The sequence below is a fragment of the Enterobacter sp. FB genome, assembly GCF_000805795.1.
GTDB lineage: Bacteria > Pseudomonadota > Gammaproteobacteria > Enterobacterales > Enterobacteriaceae > Enterobacter > Enterobacter roggenkampii.
The window spans coordinates 1-24,986 of record NZ_JSZC01000011.1 but is presented as its reverse complement, the minus strand read 5'-3'; the positions used below and the strand labels follow the sequence as shown (position 1 = coordinate 24,986).

Genomic DNA, 24,986 nt, shown 5'->3' with positions numbered 1-24,986 from the left:
GCAAAGTGTTAAAAAAAGTTCTCCCCCTGCTGGCGCTGTTCGCGCTGCCCGCTTTAGCCAAGCCCGTTCTGACGGTCTACACCTACGACTCCTTCTCTGCCGACTGGGGCCCTGGCCCGGTCGTCAAAAAAGCCTTTGAAGCCGACTGCAACTGCGAGCTGAAGTTCGTGGCGCTGGAAGATGGCGTTTCGCTGCTCAACCGCCTGCGCATGGAAGGCAAAAACAGCAAGGCCGACGTGGTGCTCGGGCTGGATAACAACCTGCTGGAAGCCGCCTCGCAAACCAAACTCTTTGCCAAAAGCGGCGTCGCGGCAGAGGCCGTTAACGTGCCGGGCGGCTGGAAGAACGACACCTTTGTGCCGTTCGACTACGGCTACTTTGCTTTCGTCTACGATAAAAACAAGCTGAAAAACCCGCCGAAGAGCCTGAAAGAGCTGGTGGAAAGCGACCAGAAGTGGCGCGTGATTTACGAAGACCCGCGGACCAGCACGCCGGGCCTGGGCCTGCTGCTGTGGATGCAGAAAGTCTACGGCGATAAGGCGCCGGAAGCGTGGCAGAAGCTGGCCGCCAAAACCGTCACCGTAACCAAAGGCTGGAGCGAAGCCTATGGCCTGTTCCTGAAAGGCGAAAGCGATCTGGTGCTGAGCTACACCACCTCCCCGGCCTACCACATTATCGCTGAGAAGAAAGACAACTATGCTGCGGCTGATTTTGCGGAAGGGCACTATCTGCAGGTGGAAGTGGCCGCGCGTACCGCCGCCAGCAAACAGCCGGAACTGGCCGAGAAGTTCCTGAAGTTTATGGTTTCACCGGCATTCCAGAACGCCATTCCAGCGGGCAACTGGATGTATCCGATCACCAGCGTTGCGCTGCCCACTGGTTTTGAGCAGCTGACCAAGCCGAAAACCTCGCTGGAGTTTACGCCGCAGCAGGTCGCCGCGCAGCGTGCCGCATGGGTAAGTGAATGGCAACGCGCCGTCAGCCGTTAATTCCCGGCTGGTTACTCCCCGGATTGCTCGCCGCCGTCGTGATGGTGGCGGTCAGTCTGGGAGCCTTTCTTGCGCTGTGGTTTAACGCACCGGAGAGCGACCTGCTCGCCCTCTGGCACGACAGCTACCTCTGGCACGTTATCCGGTTCTCCTTCTGGCAGGCGTCTCTTTCTGCCCTGCTGTCGGCGATCCCAGCTATTTTTCTTGCACGCGCGCTCTATCGGCGGCGTTTCCCCGGCAGGCAGGCCCTGCTGCGCCTGTGCGCCATGACGCTGATCCTGCCCGTGCTGGTAGCGGTATTTGGTATTCTGAGCGTTTACGGCCGCCAGGGCTGGCTGGCTTCGCTGTTCGGCCAGCTTGGTATTGAGTGGTCATTCTCGCCTTACGGACTGCAGGGCATTCTGCTGGCGCACGTGTTTTTCAATATGCCGATGGCAACGCGCCTCTTTTTGCAGGCGCTGGAGAACATTCCCGGCGAGCAGCGGCAGATTGCCGCCCAGCTCGGCATGCGCGGCTGGTCGTTCTTCCGCTTTGTCGAATGGCCGTGGCTGCGCCGCCAGCTCCCGCCCGTGGCGGCATTAATCTTTATGCTCTGCTTTGCCAGCTTTGCCACCGTGCTGTCACTTGGCGGCGGGCCGCAGGCCACCACCATTGAGCTGGCGATTTACCAGGCGCTGAGTTACGACTACGATCCCGGTCGCGCCGCACTGCTGGCGATAGTCCAGATGGCGTGCTGTCTGGTGCTGGTGCTGTTGAGCCAGCGGCTGAGTAAAGCCATTCCCGCAGGTAGTCATCAAATAACCGGCTGGCGCGATCCGCAGGACAGCCTGCACAGCCGCATCAGCGATTTTATCCTGATCGCGCTGGCGCTGCTGCTGTTGCTGCCGCCGCTGCTGGCCGTTATCGTTGACGGCCTGAACCTCAATCTTATGTCCGTCCTGCAACAGCCCGTTCTCTGGCAGGCGACCTGGACCTCGCTGCGTATCGCGCTGGCGGCAGGGTTACTGTGCGTCATGCTGACCATGATGCTGCTGTGGAGCAGCCGTGAACTCTACGCCCGCCAGGCGCAAAAAGCCGGACAAATGCTGGAGCTGACTGGCATGCTGATTCTGGCGATGCCGGGCATCGTGCTGGCGACAGGCTTCTTTTTACTGTTCAACAGCACCATCGGCCTGCCCGAAAGTGCCGACGGCATTGTGATCTTTACCAACGCCTTAATGGCCATCCCCTACGCGCTCAAGGTGCTGGAAAACCCGATGCGCGACGTCAACAGCCGCTACGGTTTGCTGTGCCAGTCGCTGGGCATGCAGGGCTGGCAGCGGCTGAAGGTTGTGGAACTGCGCGCGCTAAAACGTCCGCTTGCTCAGGCGCTGGCGTTTGCCTGCGTGCTCTCCATTGGAGACTTTGGGGTCGTGGCGCTGTTCGGCAATGACGATTTCCGCACGCTGCCGTACTGGCTTTATCAGCAAATCGGCTCTTACCGCAGTCAGGATGGCGCGGTTACCGCGCTGTTACTGCTGCTGCTGTGCTTTGCCTTATTTACCGTTATCGAAAAACTCCCGGGGCGTGATGTTAAAACTGACTGATGTAACCTGGCTCTATCAGCATCTGCCGATGCGCTTTACGCTCTCCGTTCAGCAGGGCGAGCGGATTGCGGTGCTTGGCCCAAGCGGTGCCGGGAAAAGCACCTTGCTCAATTTGATCGCCGGTTTTCTGCAACCTGCCAGCGGGTCGATAGCCATCGATAATCGTGATTTCACCAACGCCCCTCCGGCTAAACGCCCTGTGTCGATGCTGTTTCAGGAAAACAACCTGTTTACCCATCTGACGGTGCGGCAAAACATCGCGCTGGGAATGCATCCGGGGCTCAGGCTGAACGATGCCCAACGCGAAAAACTTGAAGTGATTGCCGCACAGATGGGGATCGCTGAATTCATCGACAGGCTGCCGGGCGAGCTCTCCGGCGGCCAGCGTCAGCGCGTGGCGCTGGCGCGTTGTCTGGTGCGCGAGCAGCCGCTGCTGCTACTTGATGAGCCGTTCTCGGCGCTCGATCCCGCGCTGCGTCAGGAGATGCTGGCGCTGGTGAAGGACGTCTGTCAGCGCCAACAGCTTACGATGCTGATGGTTTCGCACAGTATCGAAGATGCCGCACGGATTGCGCCGCGATCGGTGGTGATCGCGGAGGGACGCATTTTGTGGGATGGAGCAACAGAAGCATTAATGAGCGGAAAAGAAAGCGCTTCTGGATTATTGGGTATAAAACCGTAGGCCGGGCAAACGCAGTGCCGCCCGGCGCTTAACGGCTCACAACTTTCAACAGGATCTCACCGTACACCGGCATCAGCGGGTGGCGAATCAGCGCCACAAGCGCCACCACGGCCACACCCAGCGTCAGCGGGGCCAGCCACAAAAGACGAGAGCGCGGAAGATAGCGCGTCAGGCGATCGACGCTCGCTTTCGCGCTGCGCCACAGGCGCCAGCAGAGCCAGACCGCCAGCCACAGCAGGACCGCCGTGCCCAGCAGCAGCCACTTAAACTCACCGCTTTGCATACCGTCAGGAATATCAATCGCCGCACCGGCCAGAATACCCGGCAGGAAGTAGAACGGCGGCCAGAAGACGCAGCCGATAATGTTCGGCACCACAAATTTCGCGACGGGCAGATCCAGCATCCCGGCCACCATCGGCACCAGCGGACGCGTTGGCCCAACAAAGCGGCCCACGAGGATGGTAAACATGCTGTGCTGGTGCAGCGCATGCTCGGTTTTATCCAGCAGCGCTTTGTTCTTTTTCATGAACGACCAGCGGTGCAGCGGCTTCTTAAAGCGCCAGCCCAGCCAGAAGGAGATCCAGTCGCCCAGCAGACAGCCGATAATCCCGGCCAGCCATGCCTGCCAGAAATTGACCTCACCGCTGCCGATCAGCGCCCCAAGCCCCGCCATCATCACGGTGCCGGGCAGGATTAACCCGACAAGCGCCAGCGATTCCAGAAACGCCACCAGCGCCACGGCGATGAGCGAGTACATAACGGACTGGGTAATAAAGTGTTCCAGCAATGCCTGCATAACTATTCCGGTCAGAAAACGAATCAGCGATTCTGCTTAGCGCCCCGCACCGCGTCAAGGCAACAATTGTCTGAATAGTTTACAGGTTGCTTTCTGCATTCACCTGTTTGTTTATCTTTTTTTACCGTTTATTCACATCCCGCGCGAAATTCACTGGGGCTGGCACCGGTGCATTTTTTAAATACGCGGGAGAAATAGAGCTGATCCTCAAAGCCCACGTTGCGCCCCACGGTGGCGATGGGCATCCGGGTGGTGCTGAGCAGCAGCTTCGCCTGGCTGATGCGCTGATCCTCGCGCCAGCTCAGTACGCTGACGCCAAGCTGCTGGCGGAACAGGTGCGACAGCCGCGACGGCGACAGGCAGACGTGCTGGGCGACGCTGGCAATATCAAACTGGCTATCGGCCAGGTGGTCGCTGATGTACTGGCAGGCGTCGCGCACGCGGTTATCCAGCGGCGGGTTAAGCGACGCGTTAATCGCCTCCATCCGCCGCAGCAGCAGCTGTTCAAGGAGGTTTATCGCCAGCAGTTCGGCATAGCGTCCACCAGCCTGCCCCGCCTCGATAATCTGCGCAAAAAGCTCGCGAAACTGCGCCAGATGCACCTCATCCGGGCGATAAAACCCGGTGTGTGCAAAAATAGCCGGCCAGGAAAGCCACTCCTGCCAGTAGGCGCGCGGACGGAAGTAGACCCACTGGTGATACCACTCTTTGGCATCCGGATGTCGGCCATAGTGGTGGATCTCACCCGGCGGGAACAGCAGGATATCCCCCGGGCGGCAGACGAACTGCTGGTCACCGTTCTTGATGATCCCTTCCCCCCGCACGGTCAGGTTGAGGATATACCCTTTCATCCCGAGCGGTCGGTCGACGTAAAAGTCGAGATATCCCTCAGCCTCGATAGGGGTCAGCCCCGCCACAAGGTGCGCGTTAAACGAGTATCCCGGCAGCAGGGGATCGTTCTGCGTTTCGGCCATAGATTCAGTTCTCCCAAGGGTCCTGAAGGAAACCAATTGTCCATATCACTAAATGCAGGTTAAAAATGGCCCGCGAAAAGATCCAAAAAGCATCACGCCGCTTTTACGTCCGCCATGTTTCAGCCTTTCCCCCTGATTTCTCCGCCAGAGCAGGCAGATAACCAGTAACAAAAGTGTCTATAAGTGCGGCAGAAATGTCCACATTGAATATTTGCACAGCGTCACACTTTCCGTTGTAACAGCAATTTAGTCCATAAGATTAGCGGATCCTGCCTGACGACTTTTGTCCCCAGTCTCTAATGTTCTTCCATACCTGTTTTTTCGATGGAGCAACACCATGGCAATTGCGATTGGCCTCGATTTTGGCAGCGATTCAGTTCGCGCGCTGGCAGTGGACTGTACGTCCGGCCAGGAGATAGCAACCAGCGTTGAGTGGTATCCGCGCTGGCAAGAGGGGCGCTACTGCGATGCGCCAAACAACCAGTTCCGTCACCACCCGCGGGATTACATCGAGTCGATGGAAGCGGCGATCAAAACCGTCCTGGCCGAACTGACCGACGCCCAGCGGGCCGATGTTGTGGGGATTGGCGTCGACAGCACCGGCTCTACGCCTGCCCCTGTGGATGCCGAAGGCCGCGTGCTGGCGCTGCGCCCGGAGTTTGCCGACAACCCGAACGCCATGTTCGTGCTGTGGAAAGACCATACCGCCGTGGAAGAGGCCGAAGCCATCACCCGCTTATGCCATCAGCCGGGCAAAACCGACTACTCACGGTATATCGGCGGGATTTACTCCAGCGAGTGGTTCTGGGCCAAGATCCTGCACGTCACCCGCGCGGACGCGTCTGTCGCACAGGCAGCGGCGTCATGGATTGAGCTATGCGACTGGGTTCCTGCCCTGCTCTCCGGCACCACGCGCCCGCAGGATATCCGCCGCGGCCGCTGCAGCGCCGGGCATAAATCCCTGTGGCATGAAAGCTGGGGCGGCCTGCCTCCGGCCGCGTTCTTTGATGAGCTCGACCCGATCATCAACAAGAGCCTGTCATACCCGCTGTTTACCGACACCTTCACCGCCGATATTCCCGTCGGCACCCTCTGCGAAGAGTGGGCGACGCGTCTCGGCCTGCCGCAGAACGTAGCTATCTCCGGCGGCGCGTTTGACTGCCATATGGGCGCCGTGGGCGCGGGCGCGCAGCCAAACACGCTGGTCAAAGTGATCGGCACCTCCACCTGCGACATCCTGACGGCAGATAAATCCACCGTCGGAGACCGCGCGGTAAAAGGCATCTGCGGCCAGGTTGACGGCAGCGTGGTGCCAGACTTTATCGGCCTCGAAGCCGGTCAGTCCGCGTTTGGCGATATCTACGCCTGGTTTGGCCGCGTGCTCGGCTGGCCGCTGGATCGGCTGGCGGCGTCACATCCTGAACTGAAAACCCAGATCGCCGAGAGCAAAAAGCAGCTCCTGCCGCAGCTTACCGAAGCCTGGGCTAAAAATCCGTCTCTCGACCACCTCCCGGTGGTGCTGGACTGGTTTAACGGCCGCCGCACGCCGTTTGCCAACCAGCGCCTGAAAGGGGTGATTACCGACCTCAACCTGGCGACCGACGCGCCTGCGCTGTTCGGCGGTCTGATTGCCGCCACCGCCTTCGGCGCCCGCGCGATTATGGAGTGCTTCACCGAGCAGGGCATCGACGTGAACAACGTGATGGCGCTGGGCGGCATCGCCCGTAAAAACCCGGTGATCATGCAGGCCTGCTGCGACGTGCTGAACCGTCCGCTCCAGATTGTGGCCTCCGATCAGTGCTGCGCGCTGGGGGCAGCAATTTTCGCCGCTGTAGCCGCTGGCGTCCATGCGGATATCCCCACCGCGCAGCAGCATATGGCGAGTGCCGTCGAAAACACCCTTCAGCCGCGTGCCCAGCAGGCACAACGCTTTGAACAGCTTTATCAGCGCTACCAGCAATGGGCAAAAAGCGCCGAACTTCACTATCTCCCTGTCGCCGCCCCGGCCAAAAGCACCGCGGACACTACGGCAACCCTGACCCATTAAGGACACGATGATGACCATTTTTAATAATTATGAAGTGTGGTTTGTGATTGGCAGCCAGCATCTTTACGGACCGGAAGCGCTGCAGCAGGTAACGAAACACGCGGAGCACGTCGTTAACGCGCTGAACGCGGAAGCCAAACTGCCGTGCAAACTGGTGCTGAAACCGCTGGGCACGACGCCGGACGAAATCACCCACATCTGCCGCGACGCCAACTACGACGATAAATGCGCCGGTTTGGTGGTGTGGCTGCACACCTTCTCACCGGCAAAAATGTGGATCAACGGCCTGTCTATCCTCAACAAACCGCTGCTGCAGTTCCATACCCAGTTCAACGCCTCCCTGCCGTGGGACAGCATCGACATGGACTTTATGAACCTGAACCAGACCGCACACGGCGGCCGCGAGTTCGGCTTCATCGGCGCGCGTATGCGTCAGCAGCACGCGGTGGTCACCGGCCACTGGCAGGATGGCAAGGCGCAACAGCGTATCGGCGCCTGGATGCGTCAGGCGGTCTCTAAGCAGGATACCCGCCACCTGAAAGTGGTGCGTTTCGGCGACAACATGCGTGAAGTGGCGGTCACAGACGGCGATAAAGTCGCCGCGCAGATCAAGTTCGGCTTCTCAGTGAATACCTGGGCCGTGGGCGATCTGGTGCAGGTGGTGAATGACATCAGCGATGGCGACGTGAGCGCGCTGGTGGACGAGTACGAAAGCCGCTACCGCCTGACGCCTGCGGCACAAATCAACGGCGACAAGCGCCAGAACGTGCTGGACGCGGCGCGCATTGAGCTGGGCATGAAGCGCTTCCTGGAACAGGGCGGTTTCCACGCCTTTACCACCACCTTTGAAGATCTCCACGGTCTGAAACAACTGCCGGGTCTGGCAGTACAACGCCTGATGCAACAGGGCTACGGCTTTGCGGGTGAAGGCGACTGGAAAACTGCCGCTCTGCTTCGCATCATGAAGGTGATGTCGACCGGTCTGCAGGGCGGCACCTCCTTTATGGAGGACTACACCTACCACTTCGAAAACGGCAATGACCTGGTGCTCGGCTCGCACATGCTGGAAGTGTGTCCTTCCATCGCGGTAGAGGAAAAACCGATCCTCGACGTGCAGTACCTCGGCATCGGCGGTAAAGCCGATCCGGCGCGTCTGATCTTCAACACCCGCACGGGCCCGGCCATCAACGCCAGCCTGATCGATCTGGGCGATCGTTTCCGCCTGCTGGTGAACTGCGTCGATGCGGTTGAAACGCCACACTCCCTGCCGAAACTGCCGGTCGCCAACGCCCTGTGGAAAGCACAGCCGGATCTGCCGACCGCGTCAGAAACCTGGATCCTGGCCGGCGGCGCGCACCATACCGTCTTCAGCCACGCGCTGGATCTGAACGACATGCGTCAGTTCGCCGAGCTGCATGATATCGAGCTGACCGTCATTGATAACGATACCCGCCTGCCCGCCTTCAAAGACGCGCTGCGCTGGAACGAAGTCTATTACGGTTCAAAACGCTAAGCCCTGAATGCCCGGTGGCACCGCGTTTACCGGGCCTACGGTTCTGTAGGCCGGATAAGCGAAGCGCCATCCGGCACTGGAGACAACAATGTTAGAAGAGCTCAAACGCCAGGTGCTCGAAGCCAACCTGGCGCTGCCGAAACATAATCTGGTCACCCTGACCTGGGGCAACGTCAGCGCCGTTGACCGCGATAAAGGCGTGTTTGTGATCAAGCCTTCCGGCGTCGATTACGCGGTGATGACGGCGGACGATATGGTGGTGGTCAGCATCGAAACGGGTGAAGTGGTGGAAGGGAACAAAAAGCCCTCCTCCGATACGCCAACCCACCGGTTGCTGTACCGCTCATTCCCAACCATCGGCGGTATCGTGCATACCCATTCACGCCATGCCACCATCTGGGCGCAGGCGGGCCAGTCCATCCCGGCGACCGGCACCACCCACGCGGACTACTTTTACGGCACCATTCCCTGTACGCGTCTGATGACCGATGCGGAGATTAACGGTGAGTACGAATGGGAAACCGGGAACGTGATCGTCGAAACCTTTGAAAAACAGGGTATCGACGCGGCGCAAATGCCCGGCGTGCTGGTGCACTCCCACGGCCCGTTCGCCTGGGGTAAAAACGCAGAAGACGCGGTGCATAACGCCATCGTGCTTGAAGAGATCGCCTATATGGGGATCTTCTGTCGACAGCTGGCGCCGCAGCTGCCGGATATGCAGCAAACCCTGCTGGATAAGCATTACCTGCGCAAGCACGGCGCGAAGGCCTACTACGGGCAGTAAACTGTATATAAACCCAGCATTAAAATCTCAACCAGGCTATAATCAGGCCTGGTTTTGTTCTATGGGATAACGGCGTGGCGCAGGCGCAAGAAGGCTTTTTACTGACCCGACACTGGCGGGATACGCCTCAGGGCACCGAGGTTGAATTCTGGCTGGCAACGGACAACGGCCCGCTGCAGGTGACGCTGCCGCCGCAGGAGTCCGTGGCGTTTATTCCTGAAGCGCACGTCGAAAAAGTGAAACAGCTGCTGCGCGGTGAAAACGGCTGGCGCATTACCCCGCTTGAACTGAAAGATTTCCACCGTCAGCCGGTTTACGGCCTCTACTGTCGCGCCCATCGTCAGCTGATGCGCTATGAAAAACTGCTCCGCGAGGCGGGCGTGACGCTCTACGAAGCTGACATCCGCCCACCGGAGCGGTTTCTGATGGAGCGGTTTATTACCGCGCCCGTCTGGGTCGATGGCACCGAGCACAACGGCAGCCTCGTTAACGCGCGGCTGAAGCCGAACCCGCACTACCGTCCGCCGCTGAAGTGGGTCTCCCTGGATATCGAAACCACCCGTCACGGCGAACTGTACTGTATAGGACTTGAAGGCTGCGGCGATCGGGTTGTCTATATGCTCGGGCCACCGAATGGTGATGCCTCCGCGCTGGATTTCCGGCTTGAGTATGTTACCAGCCGGCCGCAGCTGCTGGAGAAGCTCAACCAGTGGTTTGCCGACTTCGATCCCGACGTTCTGATCGGCTGGAACGTGGTGCAGTTCGACCTGCGCGTGCTGCAAAAACACGCCGAGCGTTACCGCATCCCGCTGATGCTCGGGCGCGGCAACAGCGAGCTTGAGTGGCGCGAACACGGTTTTAAGAACGGCGTTTTCTTCGCACAGGCGAACGGCCGCCTGATTATCGACGGCATCGAGGCGCTCAAGTCCGCCTTCTGGAACTTCTCGTCATTCGCCCTCGAAGCGGTGGCGCAGGAGCTGCTTGGCGAAGGCAAATCCATCGACAACCCCTGGGACAGAATGGACGAGATCGACCGGCGCTTTAACGAAGACAAGCCCGCGCTCGCCACCTATAACCTGAAAGACTGTGAGCTGGTCACGCGGATTTTCCACAAAACCGAGATCATGCCCTTCCTGCTGGAGCGCGCGACGGTGAACGGACTCGCGGCAGACAGGCACGGCGGCTCCGTGGCGGCCTTTAGCCACCTCTATTTTCCCCGAATGCACCGGGCAGGATACGTCGCCCCCAACCTCGGGGACGTGCCGCCGCAGGCCAGCCCCGGCGGCTACGTCATGGATTCCCGACCAGGACTGTATGACTCCGTTCTGGTCCTGGACTACAAAAGCCTCTACCCGTCGATAATTCGCACCTTCCTGATCGATCCCGTCGGGCTGGTTGAGGGGCTGGCCCAGCCGGATGATGAACACAGCACCGAAGGCTTCCTCGGCGCACGCTTCTCGCGGGAAAAACACTGCCTGCCCGACATCGTGGGCAACATCTGGCACGGCCGCGATGAGGCCAAGCGCCACGGCAACAAGCCCCTCTCACAGGCGCTGAAAATCATCATGAACGCCTTCTACGGGGTGCTGGGCACCAGCGCCTGTCGCTTCTTCGACCCGCGGCTGGCGTCGTCGATCACCATGCGCGGGCACGAGATCATGCGCCAGACTAAAGCGCTGATTGAATCCCGGGGCTATGACGTCATCTACGGCGACACGGACTCCACCTTTGTATGGCTTAAGGGCGCGCATTCCGAAGACGATGCCACGCAAATCGGCAAAGCGCTGGTTGCCTTCGTGAACGACTGGTGGCAGGAACATCTGCAGAAAGCGCGGTTAACCAGCGCGCTGGAGCTGGAATTTGAAACCCATTTTGCCCGCTTCTTAATGCCCACCATCCGCGGTACCGATCAGGGCAGCAAGAAGCGCTATGCCGGGCTGATTCAGGAAGGCGACGCGCAGCGGATGGTGTTTAAAGGGCTCGAGACAGTGCGTACCGACTGGACGCCGCTGGCGCAGCAGTTCCAGCAAACACTTTATCTGCGGGTATTTCGCAATGAGCCGTATCAGGACTACGTGCGCGAGACGATCGCCAGCCTGATGGCAGGCGAACTTGACGCGCAGCTGGTGTATCGCAAACGCCTGCGCCGCCCGCTCGCGGAGTACCAGCGTAACGTTCCTCCGCACGTTCGCGCCGCGCGCCTCGCGGACGAAGAAAACGTCCGCCGTGGCCGCGCGCCGCAGTATCAGAATCGGGGAACCATCAAATACGTCTGGACGATAAACGGTCCGGAACCGGTGGATTATCAGCACTCGCCTCTGGATTATGAACACTATCTGACGCGTCAGCTTCAGCCGGTTGCCGACGGAATTTTGCCCTTCATCGACGATGATTTTGCTACACTAGTGACAGGGCAACTTGGCCTATTTTGACGCGTGACGAAATGGCTGCCATCCAGTACCATAGCGCCCTTTCCATTCCCGGACCCATTTTTCGATGACCGTCTTTTTTGACGGTGGTCGAACTATTGCCTGCAATTAAAGATTAGAGCCGAACAACTATGCCTTTTACACTTGGTCAACGCTGGATCAGCGATACAGAAAGCGAACTTGGATTAGGAACCGTCGTTGCCGTTGATGCGCGCATGGTTACCCTCCTCTTCCCTGCCACCGGTGAAAACCGCCTGTACGCCCGCAATGACTCCCCTGTAACCCGCGTGATGTTTAATCCGGGTGACACCGTGACCAGCCACGACGGCTGGCAGCTCAAGATTGAAGACGTAAAAGAAGAGAATGGACTGCTCGCCTACATCGGCACTCGCCTGGACACCGACGAGGCCAATGTCATCCTGCGCGAAGTGCTGCTCGACAGCAAGCTGGTGTTCAGCAAGCCGCAGGACCGCCTGTTTGCCGGGCAAATCGACCGTATGGATCGCTTCTCCCTGCGCTATCGCGCGCGTAAGTTCCAGAGTGAACAGTACCGCATGCCCTGGAGCGGCCTGCGCGGCCAGCGCACCAGCCTGATCCCCCACCAGCTGAACATCGCCCATGACGTGGGCCGTCGCCATGCGCCGCGCGTGCTGCTGGCAGATGAAGTGGGCCTGGGTAAAACCATCGAGGCGGGCATGATCCTGCACCAACAGCTGCTTTCCGGCGCTGCCGAGCGCGTGCTGATTGTGGTGCCAGAAACCTTACAGCACCAGTGGCTGGTTGAGATGCTGCGCCGCTTTAACCTGCGCTTCTCTCTGTTCGATGACGAACGCTACGCCGAAGCCCAGCACGATGCGGACAACCCGTTTGAAACCGAACAGCTGGTGATTTGTTCTCTCGACTTCGTGCGCCGCAGCAAGCAGCGTCTTGAGCACCTGTGCGATGCCGAGTGGGACCTGATGGTGGTCGACGAAGCGCACCACCTGGTCTGGAGCGAAGACGCGCCGAGCCGCGAATATATGGCTATCGAGCAGCTTGCCGAGCGCGTGCCTGGTGTCCTGCTGTTGACCGCTACGCCGGAACAGCTGGGTCTGGAAAGCCACTTCGCCCGTCTGCGCCTGCTCGATCCAAACCGTTTCCACGACTTCGGGCAGTTTGTGGAAGAACAGAATAACTACCGTCCGGTTGCAGATGCCGTCGCGCTGCTGCTGGCGGGCAAGCGTCTTTCTGATGATGAACTCAACACCCTGAGCGATCTGATCGGCGAGCAGGATATCGAGCCGCTGCTGCAGGCCGCTAACAGCGACAGCGACAACGCGGAATCCGCGCGTAAAGAGCTGATCGACATGCTGATGGATCGCCACGGCACCAGTCGCGTCCTGTTCCGTAACACCCGTAACGGTGTGAAAGGGTTCCCGAAACGCGAACTGCATACCATTAAGCTGCCGCTGCCGACGCAGTATCAGACGGCAATTAAAGTTTCCGGCATCATGGGCGCGCGCAAAACGCAGGAAGAGCGCGCCCGCGACATGCTCTACCCGGAACAAATCTACCAGGAATTTGAAGGCGATACCGGCACCTGGTGGAACTTCGATCCGCGCGTAGAGTGGCTGATGGGCTACCTGACCGCGCACCGCTCCCAAAAGGTGCTGGTGATCTGCGCCAAGGCGGCCACCGCGCTGCAGCTGGAGCAGGTCCTGCGCGAGCGCGAAGGCATTCGCGCCGCCGTGTTCCACGAAGGCATGTCCATCGTTGAACGCGACCGCGCTGCGGCGTGGTTTGCCGAAGAGGACAGCGGCGCTCAGGTTATGCTCTGCTCTGAAATCGGTTCTGAAGGCCGTAACTTCCAGTTCGCCAGCAACCTGGTGATGTTCGATCTGCCGTTCAACCCGGATCTGCTGGAGCAGCGTATCGGTCGTCTGGATCGTATCGGTCAGGCGCACGATATTCAGATCCACGTGCCGTATCTGGAAAAAACGGCCCAGTCCGTGCTGGTGCGCTGGTTCCACGAAGGTCTGGATGCGTTTGAACATACCTGCCCGACGGGCCGCACCATTTACGATCAGGTGCACGGCGATCTGATCGGCTATCTGGCCGCGCCGGAAAACACCGACGGCTTTGACGATCTGATTAAGTCCTGTCGTGAGAAGCATGACGCGCTGAAAGCGCAGCTTGAACAAGGCCGTGACCGCCTGCTGGAGATCCACTCCAACGGCGGGGAAAAAGCGCAGGCGCTGGCTGAGAGCATTGAAGAGCAGGATGATGACACCAGTCTCATCAGCTTCTCCATGAACCTGTTCGACATCGTTGGCATTAACCAGGACGACCGCGGCGAGAACCTGATTGTCCTGACCCCGTCCGATCACATGCTGGTGCCAGATTTCCCGGGCCTTCCGGAAGATGGCTGCACCATCACCTTCGAGCGTGATGTGGCGCTGTCCCGCGAAGATGCTCAGTTCATCACCTGGGAACACCCGCTGATCCGTAACGGGCTGGATCTGATCCTCTCTGGCGATACCGGCAGCAGCACCATCTCGCTGTTGAAAAACAAGGCGCTGCCCGTAGGCACGCTGCTGCTGGAGCTGATCTACGTTGTGGAAGCGCAGGCGCCGAAACAGCTGCAGCTCAACCGCTTCCTGCCACCAACGCCGGTGCGTCTGCTGCTGGATAAAAACGGCACGAACCTCGCAGGACAGGTTGAATTTGAGAGCTTCAACCGCCAGCTGAGCGCGGTGAACCGCCATACCGGCAGCAAGCTGGTCAATGCGGTGCAGCAGGACGTGCATGCCATTCTCCAACAGGGTGAAACCCAGATTGAAAAAGCGGCCAGAGCGCTGATTGACGCCGCGCGCAGTGAAGCCGACGAGAAACTGTCTGCAGAGCTGTCGCGTCTGGAGGCGTTGAAGGCCGTGAACCCGAACATCCGTGACGACGAGCTGGCGGCGATTGAAAGCAACCGTCAGCAGGTGCTGGAAAGCCTGGATCAGGCAAGCTGGCGTCTGGATGCCCTGCGTCTTATCGTTGTGACGCATCAGTAAACGGAGCGCAAGATGGTGATGGAGCCGTACAATCCGCCACAGGATCCCTGGCTGGTCATTCTGTATCAGGATGAACACATTATGGTGGTCAACAAGCCCAGCGGGCTGTTGTCTGTGCCGGGTCGTCTGGATGAGCACAAAGACAGCGTGATGACGCGCATTCAGCGCGATTATCCTCAGGCGGAGTCGGTCCATCGCCTGGACATGGCGACCAGCGGCGTGATTGTGGTGGCGCTGAACAAAGCGGCAGAACGCGAGCTGAAGCGCCAGTTCCGCGAGCGCGAGCCGAAGAAGCAGTATGTCGCCCGCGTCTGGGGTCACCCGGCGCAGGCGGAAGGGCTGGTGGATTTACCGCTGATCTGCGACTGGCCGAATCGGCCAAAGCAGAAGGTGTGTTATGAAACCGGCAAGGCCGCGCAAACCGAGTATGAAGTGCTTGAGTACGCGCCGGATAATACCGCGCGCGTCCTGCTTAAGCCGATTACCGGACGTTCACACCAGCTGCGCGTGCATATGCTTGCGCTGGGTCATCCGATTCTGGGCGACCGCTTTTACGCGCCGCCTGAAGCGCTGGCCTTAGCGGCACGTCTGCAGCTGCACGCGCAGACGCTTACCATCACCCATCCGGCCTTCGGTAACGCGATGACGTTTAAAGCCCCGGTCGATTTTTAAATTCCTGATGTGAATATTTACTGCCAGCTCACTGTCGACGGTAAATATTCACACAGCATATATATCTCCCCTGCTCATCTGAAAACCTGCCCAAGTTCATTCACGATAATTATCTCTTCCTTAAATAACACTCAGTATTTTTAGAAAGACTAAGGTTTGGATTAAAAAATATTAAATTGAACACGATGCAATTTATTACTGATAATCCAGCTCATTTTAAGGAAATACTAACTCTACCCTATCCAAACGGAGTTATTTTTCTACTCAACAGCCACACTTAGTTTACTCATTGATTCACAAGGAAGTGTATGAACCGTTCGTATAACATCGTCTGGAATTGCGCCAGAAATATGTACATCGTTGCCTCGGAGTTTTCAAAAGGGGACAGCAAAGTTAAATCCTGCGTACGCGCCGGAAGCGCGATCGCAACGTTTATCTTGTCAGGTGTTGTGGGTACCGCACACGCCAGTGACACGACGTTTGTTGCAGTCCCGGGTAGTAATACCATCAGTGGTGAATATTCAACGACGAGCCCTAATACCTCGGCGGTATCCGCCTCTGGCTCTGATGTCATCGTCACCGATAACGGCGCCTTAACGATATCCACAACCGGGGATGCAGGCATGGGGCTATCCGTGTCGAATGGAGCGAAAATCACGCTCGATGATTCGGGATCCACAATCCGCACTTCCGGGGAAGGCAGTCATGCGATAACCATTGTCGGTGATAACTCAGAAGCCATGTTGAACAACCTTACCGTTTCGACGGAAGGCGAGATCGCATCTGCCGTATTGTTTAGCTCTAATGCAAAAGGCACCATTGACGGGGGGAGCTATACGGCGACGGGAGAGGGTTCTTATGGTGTTGAGATATTGAATGGCGCAGACCTGACGATAAAAAACGCGACCATTACGACTTCCGGGTATGGCATGGCTCGGGCTATTGTTAACCGATATGCCACCCTTTCATTAGACAATGTGAATATAAACACCACGGGAGATTTTGGTAATGCAGGTATATATAACGACGGTGAATTGACCGGCTCAAACGTCACGATTACCACTACCGGAAGCCAGAGCTTTGGTATTCAAAACTATACCAACACATTTAATTTAGCGGCATCCCACGTTGAAACTTACGGTGAGCAGTCAGTTGGCATAATGAATACCGGACGCGCAGAACTCACTGATACTCATATCGTCACTCATGGGAAAAATGCTGACGCAATATCCTCTGACGGGGCAAAGAGCACATTCGTACTGAATAACGGTTCAACGATCGCGTCCGGAGAAAATTCGCGGGCAGTGGCGATGACTCACGGTGGAGCCCTTGAGGCGAACAGCACAGATATCACCAGCGAACAATCTGCTGCCATTGCCTTAGAAAGCGCCAGCAGCGCGACCGTCACCCACAGCAACGTTTCCGGTAGCAATGTCGCCTTCTCGTTCAGCGGTGGAAAAAATGTCGCTACGATTGACGGAGGGAGCATTACGGCAACCGCGTCCGGAGGAAGTGCTTTTGCGGTGGATTCCGGATCTGCCGAAATTAACGTGAAGAATGTGCAAACGATGAACGCAGACAATCTGCTCACCGTGGCCAATACCACTGATGCAGTCACACTTCGCGCTGAAAACAGCAAGCTGTCCGGCGCCGTTAAGGCCAGCGGTGATAACGTCAGCATGACGCTGGATGCGAACAGCCAATGGCTGCTGACGGCCGATTCCAGCGTCGGTAATCTTACCAGCAGCGGACGCATCACACTCGGCGATGAAAACGGCAGTACTGGTACACTCAATGTCGGTAATCTCACCCTTCTGGCTAACAGCCAAACTGATGTCTATCTTGACGCAAACGCGACCAGTGCGCCTATTGTCGCTCAGAATGCGACGCTTGATGGCACACTAAATATTACAGGTTACGGTAGTGCCAGCACGCTTTCCGCGGATAGCGCCTTCACGGTGATTGACGCTGAAAATGCAATCAATGGCAATTTTACCAACCTCACCGTCGCGGGCATGGCATCTGGCTCCGTTGACTTCATCACCTTTAGCGGCACCATTGATCCCGCCGACGTGACCAATTACGTCCTGACACCGTCATTAACCTGGTATGCCAGCCAGAACCCAGCGGCAACAGCGGCTCACGGCACATTCACTCTGAACAATCCTGACGGCAGCTTTACGCTGAGCACGGCGCTTGTCGATCAAAATGCCGAAGCCACGACCGGATGGGACGGAAAATCGCTGACCAAAGAGGGGCAAGGTACGCTGATCCTTAATGCCGCAAACAGTTACAGCGGCACAACGGATGTGAACCAGGGCACGCTCTGGCTGGACGAGGCTGGCGTTATCGGCGTACAAAACAGCGAGCAGGCCGTGAATGTCGCGGCAGGCGCCACGTTTGGCGGTTCCAACGGTGTGGTGAACGGCAATGTTAATAGCAAGGGTACCGTTCAGTTCAACGACACGCTAACGATCAATGGTGATCTGAGCAACGCAGGCAGCATTGTCAGCGGCAATATTGAGGGAACCAATGGTGCGACGACCGGCAACACGCTGATCGTAAACGGCGATTACACCAGCAACCAGGGTTCTGTGACGCTAAATACGCAGTTAGGCGACGACACGTCTCCAACCGATATGCTTAACATTGCGGGGAATACGTCCGGGAACACCACCCTGTACATTAACAACGTTGGCGGTCAGGGCGCACTGACCCAAAACGGTATTGAAGTGATTAAGGTCGGCGGTGCATCAAACGGTACCTTTGTTCAGGGTAATCAGGTCCAGATTAACGCCTACGAATACCGCCTGTATCAGGACTCAGGGGACTGGTATCTTCGTTCCCAGGCCACGAGTGATAATGGCGACGTAACGCCTCAGTATCGTGCCGATATCGGTTCATACCTCAGCAACCAGTGGCTGGCTCGCGATCTGCAAATGCAGACCCTGTCAGACCGAGAAGGCAGTCAGTTCAAATCGGAAAACGGCACGACATGGGCGCGTTTCAAAGCAGGTAAGAACCAGTCTACTGCAGCAGAGAGCAATATTGATATCGACAGCAACTACTCCCAGTTCCAGATTGGGGGCGATGTTGCCGCCTGGAACAACGGCGAACAAAGCCTGGTGGTCGGGGTTATGGGTAGCTATATCAACGCCAGCAGCGACAGCACTGGCAATAAAGGTGCTGACGGCAGCCGCTTTAGCGCTGACGGTAAAGTCGATGGCTATAACCTCGGAGTCTATGCAACGTGGTTTGCCGATGCCCGACAGCATCAGGGTTTTTATGTCGACAGTTGGTATCAGTATGGGATGTACCACAACAGCGTAGATAACGGTGACGTTGGCTCAACGGATTACGATTCAAACGCCAACGCCGTTTCGCTGGAAACAGGCTACCGCTACGATATCGCATTCGGCGACAACACGCTGAGCCTCACGCCGCAGGCACAGGTCGTCTGGCAGGATTACAGTGCGGATGACATCAAAGACAGCAGCGGCACGACGATTGATGGGCAAAACGGCGAAAGCTGGACCACCCGTTTAGGCCTGCGCATTGACAGCAAGATGAATAAGTCGAACGACGCGGTTATCCAGCCGTTTGCGGAGGCCAACTGGCTGCATACCTCTGAAGACACGGCAGTCAACTTTGGTGACACACAGATCAAACAGGACCTTCCTGCCGATCGTGCGGAGCTGAAAGCGGGTATTCAGGCAAATATGAGCAAGCAATGGAGCGTTATTGCCCAGGTCTCCGGACAGAAAGGTGATAATGATTACAGCGATGTAAACGGTAGCCTGAACGTGCGCTACAGCTGGTAACGCTGTATAAAGGGCCTGGCAGCTCATGCTGCCAGGCCCTTCATCATTCTAAAAAGGGGCTTATTTGAAGCCTTTCTTCTCTTTAATCAGCTCGTACGCTTTCTGAATTTCCTGCGCTTTTTGCTTCGCCATCTCCATCATTTCAGGCGGTAAGCCTTTTGCAACGAGCTTGTCTGGATGGTGCTCGCTCATGAGCTTACGATAGGCACGTTTGATGGTAGTCTGATCGTCAGAGGGTTTTACGCCAAGCACGTTGCAGGCATCTTCCAGCGTCGGACCACGCTGCGCCTGCTGCCAGGCACCGCCAGAAGACTGCTGGTGATACCCGCCGCCAAACTGCGCGCCACCCTGCATCATGCGCAGGAACTGATCGAACTGCATACGGGAGATACCCAGCTCTTCCGCAATCACGTATAAAACATCGCGTTCGTTAGGGTGAAGCGAGCCGTCGGCGAAGGCCGCCTGAATCTGAATTTCCAGAAACATCCGAATTAAATCAAAACGGCCGAAGCAGATGCTGCGGAACTGGCGCATTTTTTCGCGAAGCGGGTAGTTATCGGATTTCCCGATGCGAAACGCATTTTGCGCCTCCAGGCGGGAGTCACCGTGCAGATTCATGCGATCCATAAAGACGCTGGCAATCTGAATATCGGCTTCCGTGACGCGCCCTTTGGATTTGGTTAAATGCCCCATCACCTCAAAAGTGGTGGAGAAAAAGAGTGACTGGCGCTCGCGCTGGTTGGCAAACCAGGCCATTTTACGGCTGCGCGCCTTATCAAACATATGGCCAATAATAAGCCCCAGCACTATTCCCCAGAACCCGGCACCCATGATGATGGCGAACGCAACGCCGATTATTTTACCCCAATACTGCATATACTCCCCGGATAGTCATATTCCTGGCCGACGCAACGTCATCATCACTGTGTTCAAGTCACGGTCAATTGAAGGACATCGCCTATAATTTGCTTTATCATACTCGTCATTCGATAGCGAGCCTAACACTCTGGCACGCAAACGGGCAGGATTAACGCTGGTACTGCGCAGATGAGTAAGATAGTCTCTGAGCGTTTGTAAGCCGTAGCCACTGATGACGGAACAATAAAATACAACGTATGAAAAAACGTATCCCCACCCTCCTGGCCACAATGATTGGCACCGCCCTGTACAGTCAACAGGGGCTGGCGGCCGATCTCGCCTCGCAGTGTATGCTTGGCGTCCCAAGTTATAATCGCCCACTGGTGAGGGGCGATACCAATAGCTTGCCGGTAACCATTACTGCCGACAGTTCAAAAGGGACTTACCCTGACAATGCCACCTTTACAGGCAATGTCGATATTAACCAGGGCAATAGCCGCCTGCAGGCAGATGAAGTGCAGTTGCACCAGAAGCAGCCGGAAGGTGCGGCCGAGCCGGTACGCACGGTGGATGCGCTGGGTAATGTGCACTATGACGACAATCAGGTCATCCTGAAAGGTCCGAAAGCCTGGTCAAACCTGAATACCAAAGACACTAACGTCTGGAAAGGTGATTACCAGATGGTGGGTCGCCAGGGGCGCGGTGACGCGGACCTGATGAAACAGCGCGGTGAAAACCGCTATACGATCCTGGAAAATGGCACGTTCACGTCGTGTCTGCCGGGTTCAAATACCTGGAGCGTGGTCGGGAGCGAAGTTATCCATGACCGCGAAGAGCAGGTCGCAGAGATCTGGAACGCCCGCTTCAAGGTGGGTCCGGTCCCCATATTCTACAGCCCTTATCTGCAGCTTCCCGTGGGTGACAAACGTCGCTCCGGTTTCCTGATCCCGAATGCCAAATACAGCACCACGAACTACTTTGAGTTCTACCTGCCGTATTACTGGAACATCGCGCCTAACATGGATGCGACGATCACGCCGCACTATATCCACAAGCGCGGTAACGTCATGTGGGAGAACGAGTTCCGCTATCTGACTCAGGCAGGTGCGGGTCTGATGGAGCTGGATTATCTGCCGTCGGATAACGTTTACAAGGACGACGCCAGAAACGTTTCTGGTGATAACCGTCACCGCTGGCTGTACTACTGGCAGCATTCCGGGGTGATGGATCAGGTGTGGCGCTTTAATGTTGATTACACCAAAGTCAGCGATTCGGCTTATTTTAATGACTTTTCGTCCAAATACGGCTCGAGTACTGATGGCTATGCCACGCAGAAATTCAGCGTAGGCTATGCGGTGCAGAATTTTGATGCAACCGTCTCGACCAAGAAATTCCAGGTGTTTTCTGACCAGTCCACGCCTACCTATGGTGCTGAGCCACAGCTGGACGTCAACTGGTACCAGAATGACGTAGGTCCATTCGACACCCGGATTTACGCTCAGGCAGTGCATTTCGTTAACACGAATTCGGATATGCCTGAAGCCACGCGTGTTCACCTTGAGCCGACGATCAATCTGCCGTGGTCAAACGACTGGGCAAGCCTGAATACCGAAGCCAAGCTGATGGCGACTCACTATCAGCAAAAAAATCTTGATAATTACAACTCCACTAACAGTGCGCATCTCGAAGAGTCGGTCAACCGAACGCTCCCTCAGTTTAAAATGGACGGCAAGCTGATTTTCGAGCGTGATATGGCCCTGCTGGCGGATGGTTATACCCAGACGCTTGAACCGCGTATGCAGTATTTGTACGTGCCATATCGCGACCAGAGCAACATTCAGAACTACGACTCCTCTTTACTGCAGTCTGACTATAGTGGTCTGTTCCGTGACCGTACCTACGGAGGTCTGGACCGTATCGCCTCAGCGAATCAGTTAACGACCGGCGTCACAACACGTGTTTATGATGATGCAGCCGTTGAACGTTTTAACGTTTCTGTGGGTCAAATCTACTACTTCACAGAGTCTCGCACGGGCGATGACAATATTCAGTGGGAGAAAGACAACAAAACGGGAGCAATAGTTTGGGCGGGAGATACCTACTGGCGTATGACTGACCGTTGGGGCCTGCGTGGCGGTGTGCAGTATGACACGCGTCTCGACAACGTTGCTAACAGTAGTGCCGCCATAGAGTATCGTCGTGATGAAGATCGCATGATTCAGGTAAGCTATCGCTACGCTAGCCCGGAATACATTCAGGCAACGCTACCGAAAAGCAATGACCAGAACAGCATCAACTACTGGAAATCACCGCAATATTCGGATGGTATTTCTCAGGTCGGTGCGGCAGCGAGTTGGCCTATCGCCGACCGTTGGTCAATCGTAGGCGCTTACTACTTTGACACTAACGCCAATAAAGCTGCTGACCAGATGGTAGGTCTGCAATATAACTCCTGCTGCTACGCGCTGCGTGTCGGTTACGAACGTAAGCTTAACGGCTGGGAAAACAATCAGAGCAAATACGATAACGTGATTGGCTTTAACTTCGAGTTACGCGGCCTGAGTTCCAACTACGGTCTGGGTACGCAGAAAATGCTGCGCTCGAACATTCTGCCTTACCGCAGTTCCTTGTAATGTGCTTGATTTGCAACGTAATCCGCTTTGCGGTTAATTGAAATGGAAAAAGTATGAAGAACTGGAAAACGCTGCTGCTCGGTGTCGCTATGGTTGCGAATACCAGCTTCGCGGCCCCCCAGGTTGTTGATAAAGTCGCTGCTGTGGTTAACAACGGCGTCGTGCTTGAAAGTGACGTTGACGGTCTGATGAAATCGGTGAAGCTCAATTCGGGCGAAGCGGGTCAGCAGCTTCCGGATGACGCCACGCTGCGCCACCAGATCCTGGAACGCCTGATCATGGATCAGATCGTTCTGCAAATGGGGCAGAAAATGGGTGTGAAGGTCACTGACGAGCAGCTCGATCAGGCGATCGCTAACATCGCGAAGCAGAACAATATGTCTTTAGACCAGATGCGCAGCCGTCTGGCCTATGACGGCATCAGCTACGCTACCTACCGTAACCAGATCCGTAAAGAGATGCTGATTTCGGAAGTGCGTAACAACGAAGTGCGTCGCCGCGTTACTATCCTGCCTCAGGAAGTGGACGCGCTGGCAAAACAGGTGGGTAACCAGAACGATGCAAGCACAGAGCTGAACCTGAGCCACATTCTTATCCCACTGCCAGAGAACCCTACGTCCGATCAGGCTGCGGAAGCAGAAAGCCAGGCACGTTCAATTGTCGAACAGGCGCGTAACGGCGGTGACTTTGGCAAGCTGGCCATCACCTACTCCGCAGACCAACAGGCGCTGAAAGGCGGCCAGATGGGCTGGGGACGTATTCAGGAGCTGCCATCCCTCTTTGCTCAGGCACTGAGCACGGCTAAGAAAGGCGATATCGTCGGTCCAATCCGTTCAGGCGTGGGCTTCCACATTCTGAAAGTGAACGATCTGCGCGGCCAGAGCCAAAATATCTCCGTTACCGAAGTTCACGCTCGCCACATTCTGCTGAAGCCGTCACCAATCATGACTGACGATCAGGCGCGTGCGAAGCTGGAACAGATTGCGGCAGATATTAAGAGCGGTAAAACCTCGTTTGCGAAGGCAGCAAAAGAGTTCTCTCAGGATTCCTGGCTCTGCTAACCAGGGGTGGCGATCTGGGCTGGGCAGCGGCGGATATTTACGATCCTGCCTTCCGTGACGCGTTGATGAAGCTGAACAAAGGCCAGATCAGCGCGCCGGTCCACTCTTCGTTTGGCTGGCATCTGATCGAGCTGATGGACACTCGTAACGTTGTAAAACGGATGCGCACAGAAAGACAGAGCCTACCGCATGCTGTTTAAACCGTAAGTTCTCTGAAGAAGCAGCCACCTGGATGCAGGAACAACGCGCCAGTGCTTACGTGAAAGTGCTGAGCAACTAATGAACAGCATCGTGTTGTTATCACGCCGGCGAACCCGCCGGGATTGGACCTGACCTCGTTGTCCAGCTTGCCCAGCGCAGCTGGCCAGTAGAACTGGTTGTCTGCGCCGATGCAACACTGTTACAAGACCGGGCAGCGATGCTCGGTCTGCCTTTAACGCTCATCCCTTACGTTGAAGGTCAACAGCCTGCACCGCAGCAAAGCCGGTACCCTCACCCTTCTTTCTGTTCCCCTTCGTACGCCGGTCATTCCCGGCCAGCTCAGCACGGAAAACGGCCATTATGTCGTTGAAACCCTTGCGCGCGCCTGCGACGGTTGCCTGAAGGGTGAATTTGCCGCCCTGATTACCGGCCCCGTCCACAAAGGCGTCATCAACGAAGCGGGCATACCGTTTACCGGGCATACGGAGTTCTTTGAAGAGCGCTCGCACAGTCCGAAAGTGGTGATGATGCTGGCGACGGAAGAAATGCGCGTTGCTCTGGTGACCACCCATCTGCCGATCAAAGCGATTCCGGATGCGATCACGCCTGAACTCCTGCGCGAGATCATCGGGATTTTGCATCACGATCTGCAGACAAAATTTGGGATCCGCGCACCGCATGTGCTGGTCTGCGGCCTGAATCGCGCACGCCGGCGAAGGCGGGCACATGGCGTACCGAAGAGACTCGACACCATCATTCCGGTACTCAACGAAATGCGGGCGAAGGGGATGAATCTCAGTGGTCCGCTGCCTGCGGATACCCTTTCCAGCCGAAATACCTGGATAATGCCGACGCCGTGCTCGCGATGTACCACGATCAGGGCCTGCCGTGCTAAAATACCA

The 24,986-nt window shown here is 56.9% G+C and carries 14 protein-coding genes and 2 pseudogenes; 13 read left to right on the top strand and 3 right to left on the bottom strand.

What is annotated here, in order from left to right:
• Positions 1–5: 5 nt before the first annotated feature.
• From thiB to thiQ, 3 genes are read left to right on the top strand one after another with little or no spacing between them, the layout of a single operon-like run.
• On the top strand, positions 6–989 hold the full coding sequence (thiB, locus tag PI91_RS06100) for a thiamine ABC transporter substrate binding subunit (RefSeq protein ID WP_039265666.1): 984 nt from the start codon (positions 6–8) through the stop codon (positions 987–989).
• Positions 965–2,575, top strand: coding sequence for a thiamine/thiamine pyrophosphate ABC transporter permease ThiP (gene thiP / locus PI91_RS06095; RefSeq protein ID WP_039265665.1), 1,611 nt, complete (start codon positions 965–967; stop codon positions 2,573–2,575). Before thiB ends, thiP begins: the two co-directional genes overlap by 25 nt.
• The gene (gene thiQ, locus PI91_RS06090) at positions 2,559–3,257 is read left to right on the top strand and encodes a thiamine ABC transporter ATP-binding protein ThiQ (protein ID WP_023326687.1); all 699 of its coding nucleotides are present in this window, start codon (positions 2,559–2,561) and stop codon (positions 3,255–3,257) included. The genes thiP and thiQ overlap by 17 nt, the downstream gene beginning before the upstream one ends.
• 28 nt (positions 3,258–3,285) lie before the next feature.
• Here thiQ and PI91_RS06085 read toward each other — a convergent pair whose 3' ends face one another.
• Together PI91_RS06085 and araC are read right to left on the bottom strand one after the other, a co-directional pair.
• On the bottom strand, positions 3,286–4,053 hold the full coding sequence (locus PI91_RS06085; RefSeq protein WP_008502007.1) for a DedA family protein: 768 nt from the start codon (positions 4,051–4,053) through the stop codon (positions 3,286–3,288).
• Positions 4,054–4,181: 128 nt separating this feature from the next.
• Positions 4,182–5,027 carry an arabinose operon transcriptional regulator AraC gene (gene araC, locus PI91_RS06080; protein WP_023293301.1) on the bottom strand — a complete coding sequence of 282 codons (846 nt, stop codon included), beginning with the start codon at positions 5,025–5,027 and terminating at the stop codon, positions 4,182–4,184.
• A 337-nt stretch (positions 5,028–5,364) separates the two neighbouring features.
• Between araC and araB the strand changes: the two genes are divergently transcribed.
• The 7 genes from araB (at position 5,365) to PI91_RS26380 (ending at position 19,331) form a co-directional block, all read left to right on the top strand.
• Entirely contained in the window at positions 5,365–7,074 is a 1,710-nt protein-coding gene (gene araB / locus PI91_RS06075; RefSeq protein ID WP_039265664.1) for a ribulokinase, read from the top strand.
• Between the two features lie 10 nt (positions 7,075–7,084).
• Positions 7,085–8,587, top strand: coding sequence for an L-arabinose isomerase (gene araA / locus PI91_RS06070; RefSeq protein ID WP_039265663.1), 1,503 nt, complete (start codon positions 7,085–7,087; stop codon positions 8,585–8,587).
• An 88-nt stretch (positions 8,588–8,675) separates the two neighbouring features.
• Positions 8,676–9,371 (top strand): L-ribulose-5-phosphate 4-epimerase, encoded by a 696-nt coding sequence (gene araD, locus PI91_RS06065; protein ID WP_008502011.1) that lies wholly within the window; start codon positions 8,676–8,678, stop codon positions 9,369–9,371.
• Positions 9,372–9,445: 74 nt separating this feature from the next.
• On the top strand, positions 9,446–11,803 hold the full coding sequence (gene polB / locus PI91_RS06060; protein ID WP_039265662.1) for a DNA polymerase II: 2,358 nt from the start codon (positions 9,446–9,448) through the stop codon (positions 11,801–11,803).
• A gap of 128 nt (positions 11,804–11,931) precedes the next feature.
• A complete protein-coding gene (gene rapA / locus PI91_RS06055; RefSeq protein WP_008502013.1) occupies positions 11,932–14,838 on the top strand; it encodes an RNA polymerase-associated protein RapA in 2,907 nt (968 codons plus the stop codon).
• A 12-nt stretch (positions 14,839–14,850) separates the two neighbouring features.
• Positions 14,851–15,510 (top strand): bifunctional tRNA pseudouridine(32) synthase/23S rRNA pseudouridine(746) synthase RluA, encoded by a 660-nt coding sequence (gene rluA, locus PI91_RS06050; RefSeq protein WP_039265660.1) that lies wholly within the window; start codon positions 14,851–14,853, stop codon positions 15,508–15,510.
• Between the two features lie 308 nt (positions 15,511–15,818).
• Complete coding sequence (locus PI91_RS26380) at positions 15,819–19,331, top strand: autotransporter outer membrane beta-barrel domain-containing protein (RefSeq protein ID WP_071580339.1); 3,513 nt, start codon at positions 15,819–15,821, stop codon at positions 19,329–19,331.
• A 60-nt stretch (positions 19,332–19,391) separates the two neighbouring features.
• Here PI91_RS26380 and djlA read toward each other — a convergent pair whose 3' ends face one another.
• The gene (gene djlA / locus PI91_RS06035) at positions 19,392–20,207 is read right to left on the bottom strand and encodes a co-chaperone DjlA (RefSeq protein WP_008502016.1); all 816 of its coding nucleotides are present in this window, start codon (positions 20,205–20,207) and stop codon (positions 19,392–19,394) included.
• A 239-nt stretch (positions 20,208–20,446) separates the two neighbouring features.
• On the opposite strand from djlA, the gene lptD reads away from it, so the two are divergent.
• The 3 genes and pseudogenes from lptD to PI91_RS06020 all read left to right on the top strand — a co-directional run bounded on the left by lptD (position 20,447) and on the right by PI91_RS06020 (position 24,979).
• Positions 20,447–22,822, top strand: a complete 2,376-nt coding sequence (gene lptD / locus PI91_RS06030) for an LPS assembly protein LptD (RefSeq protein WP_039265658.1) — start codon at positions 20,447–20,449, stop codon at positions 22,820–22,822.
• 53 nt (positions 22,823–22,875) lie between these two features.
• Positions 22,876–24,163, top strand: a pseudogene (gene surA, locus PI91_RS06025) (peptidylprolyl isomerase SurA).
• A gap of 172 nt (positions 24,164–24,335) precedes the next feature.
• Positions 24,336–24,979 (top strand): annotated as a pseudogene (locus tag PI91_RS06020) (4-hydroxythreonine-4-phosphate dehydrogenase PdxA).
• The last annotated feature ends 7 nt before the right edge of the window (positions 24,980–24,986 follow it).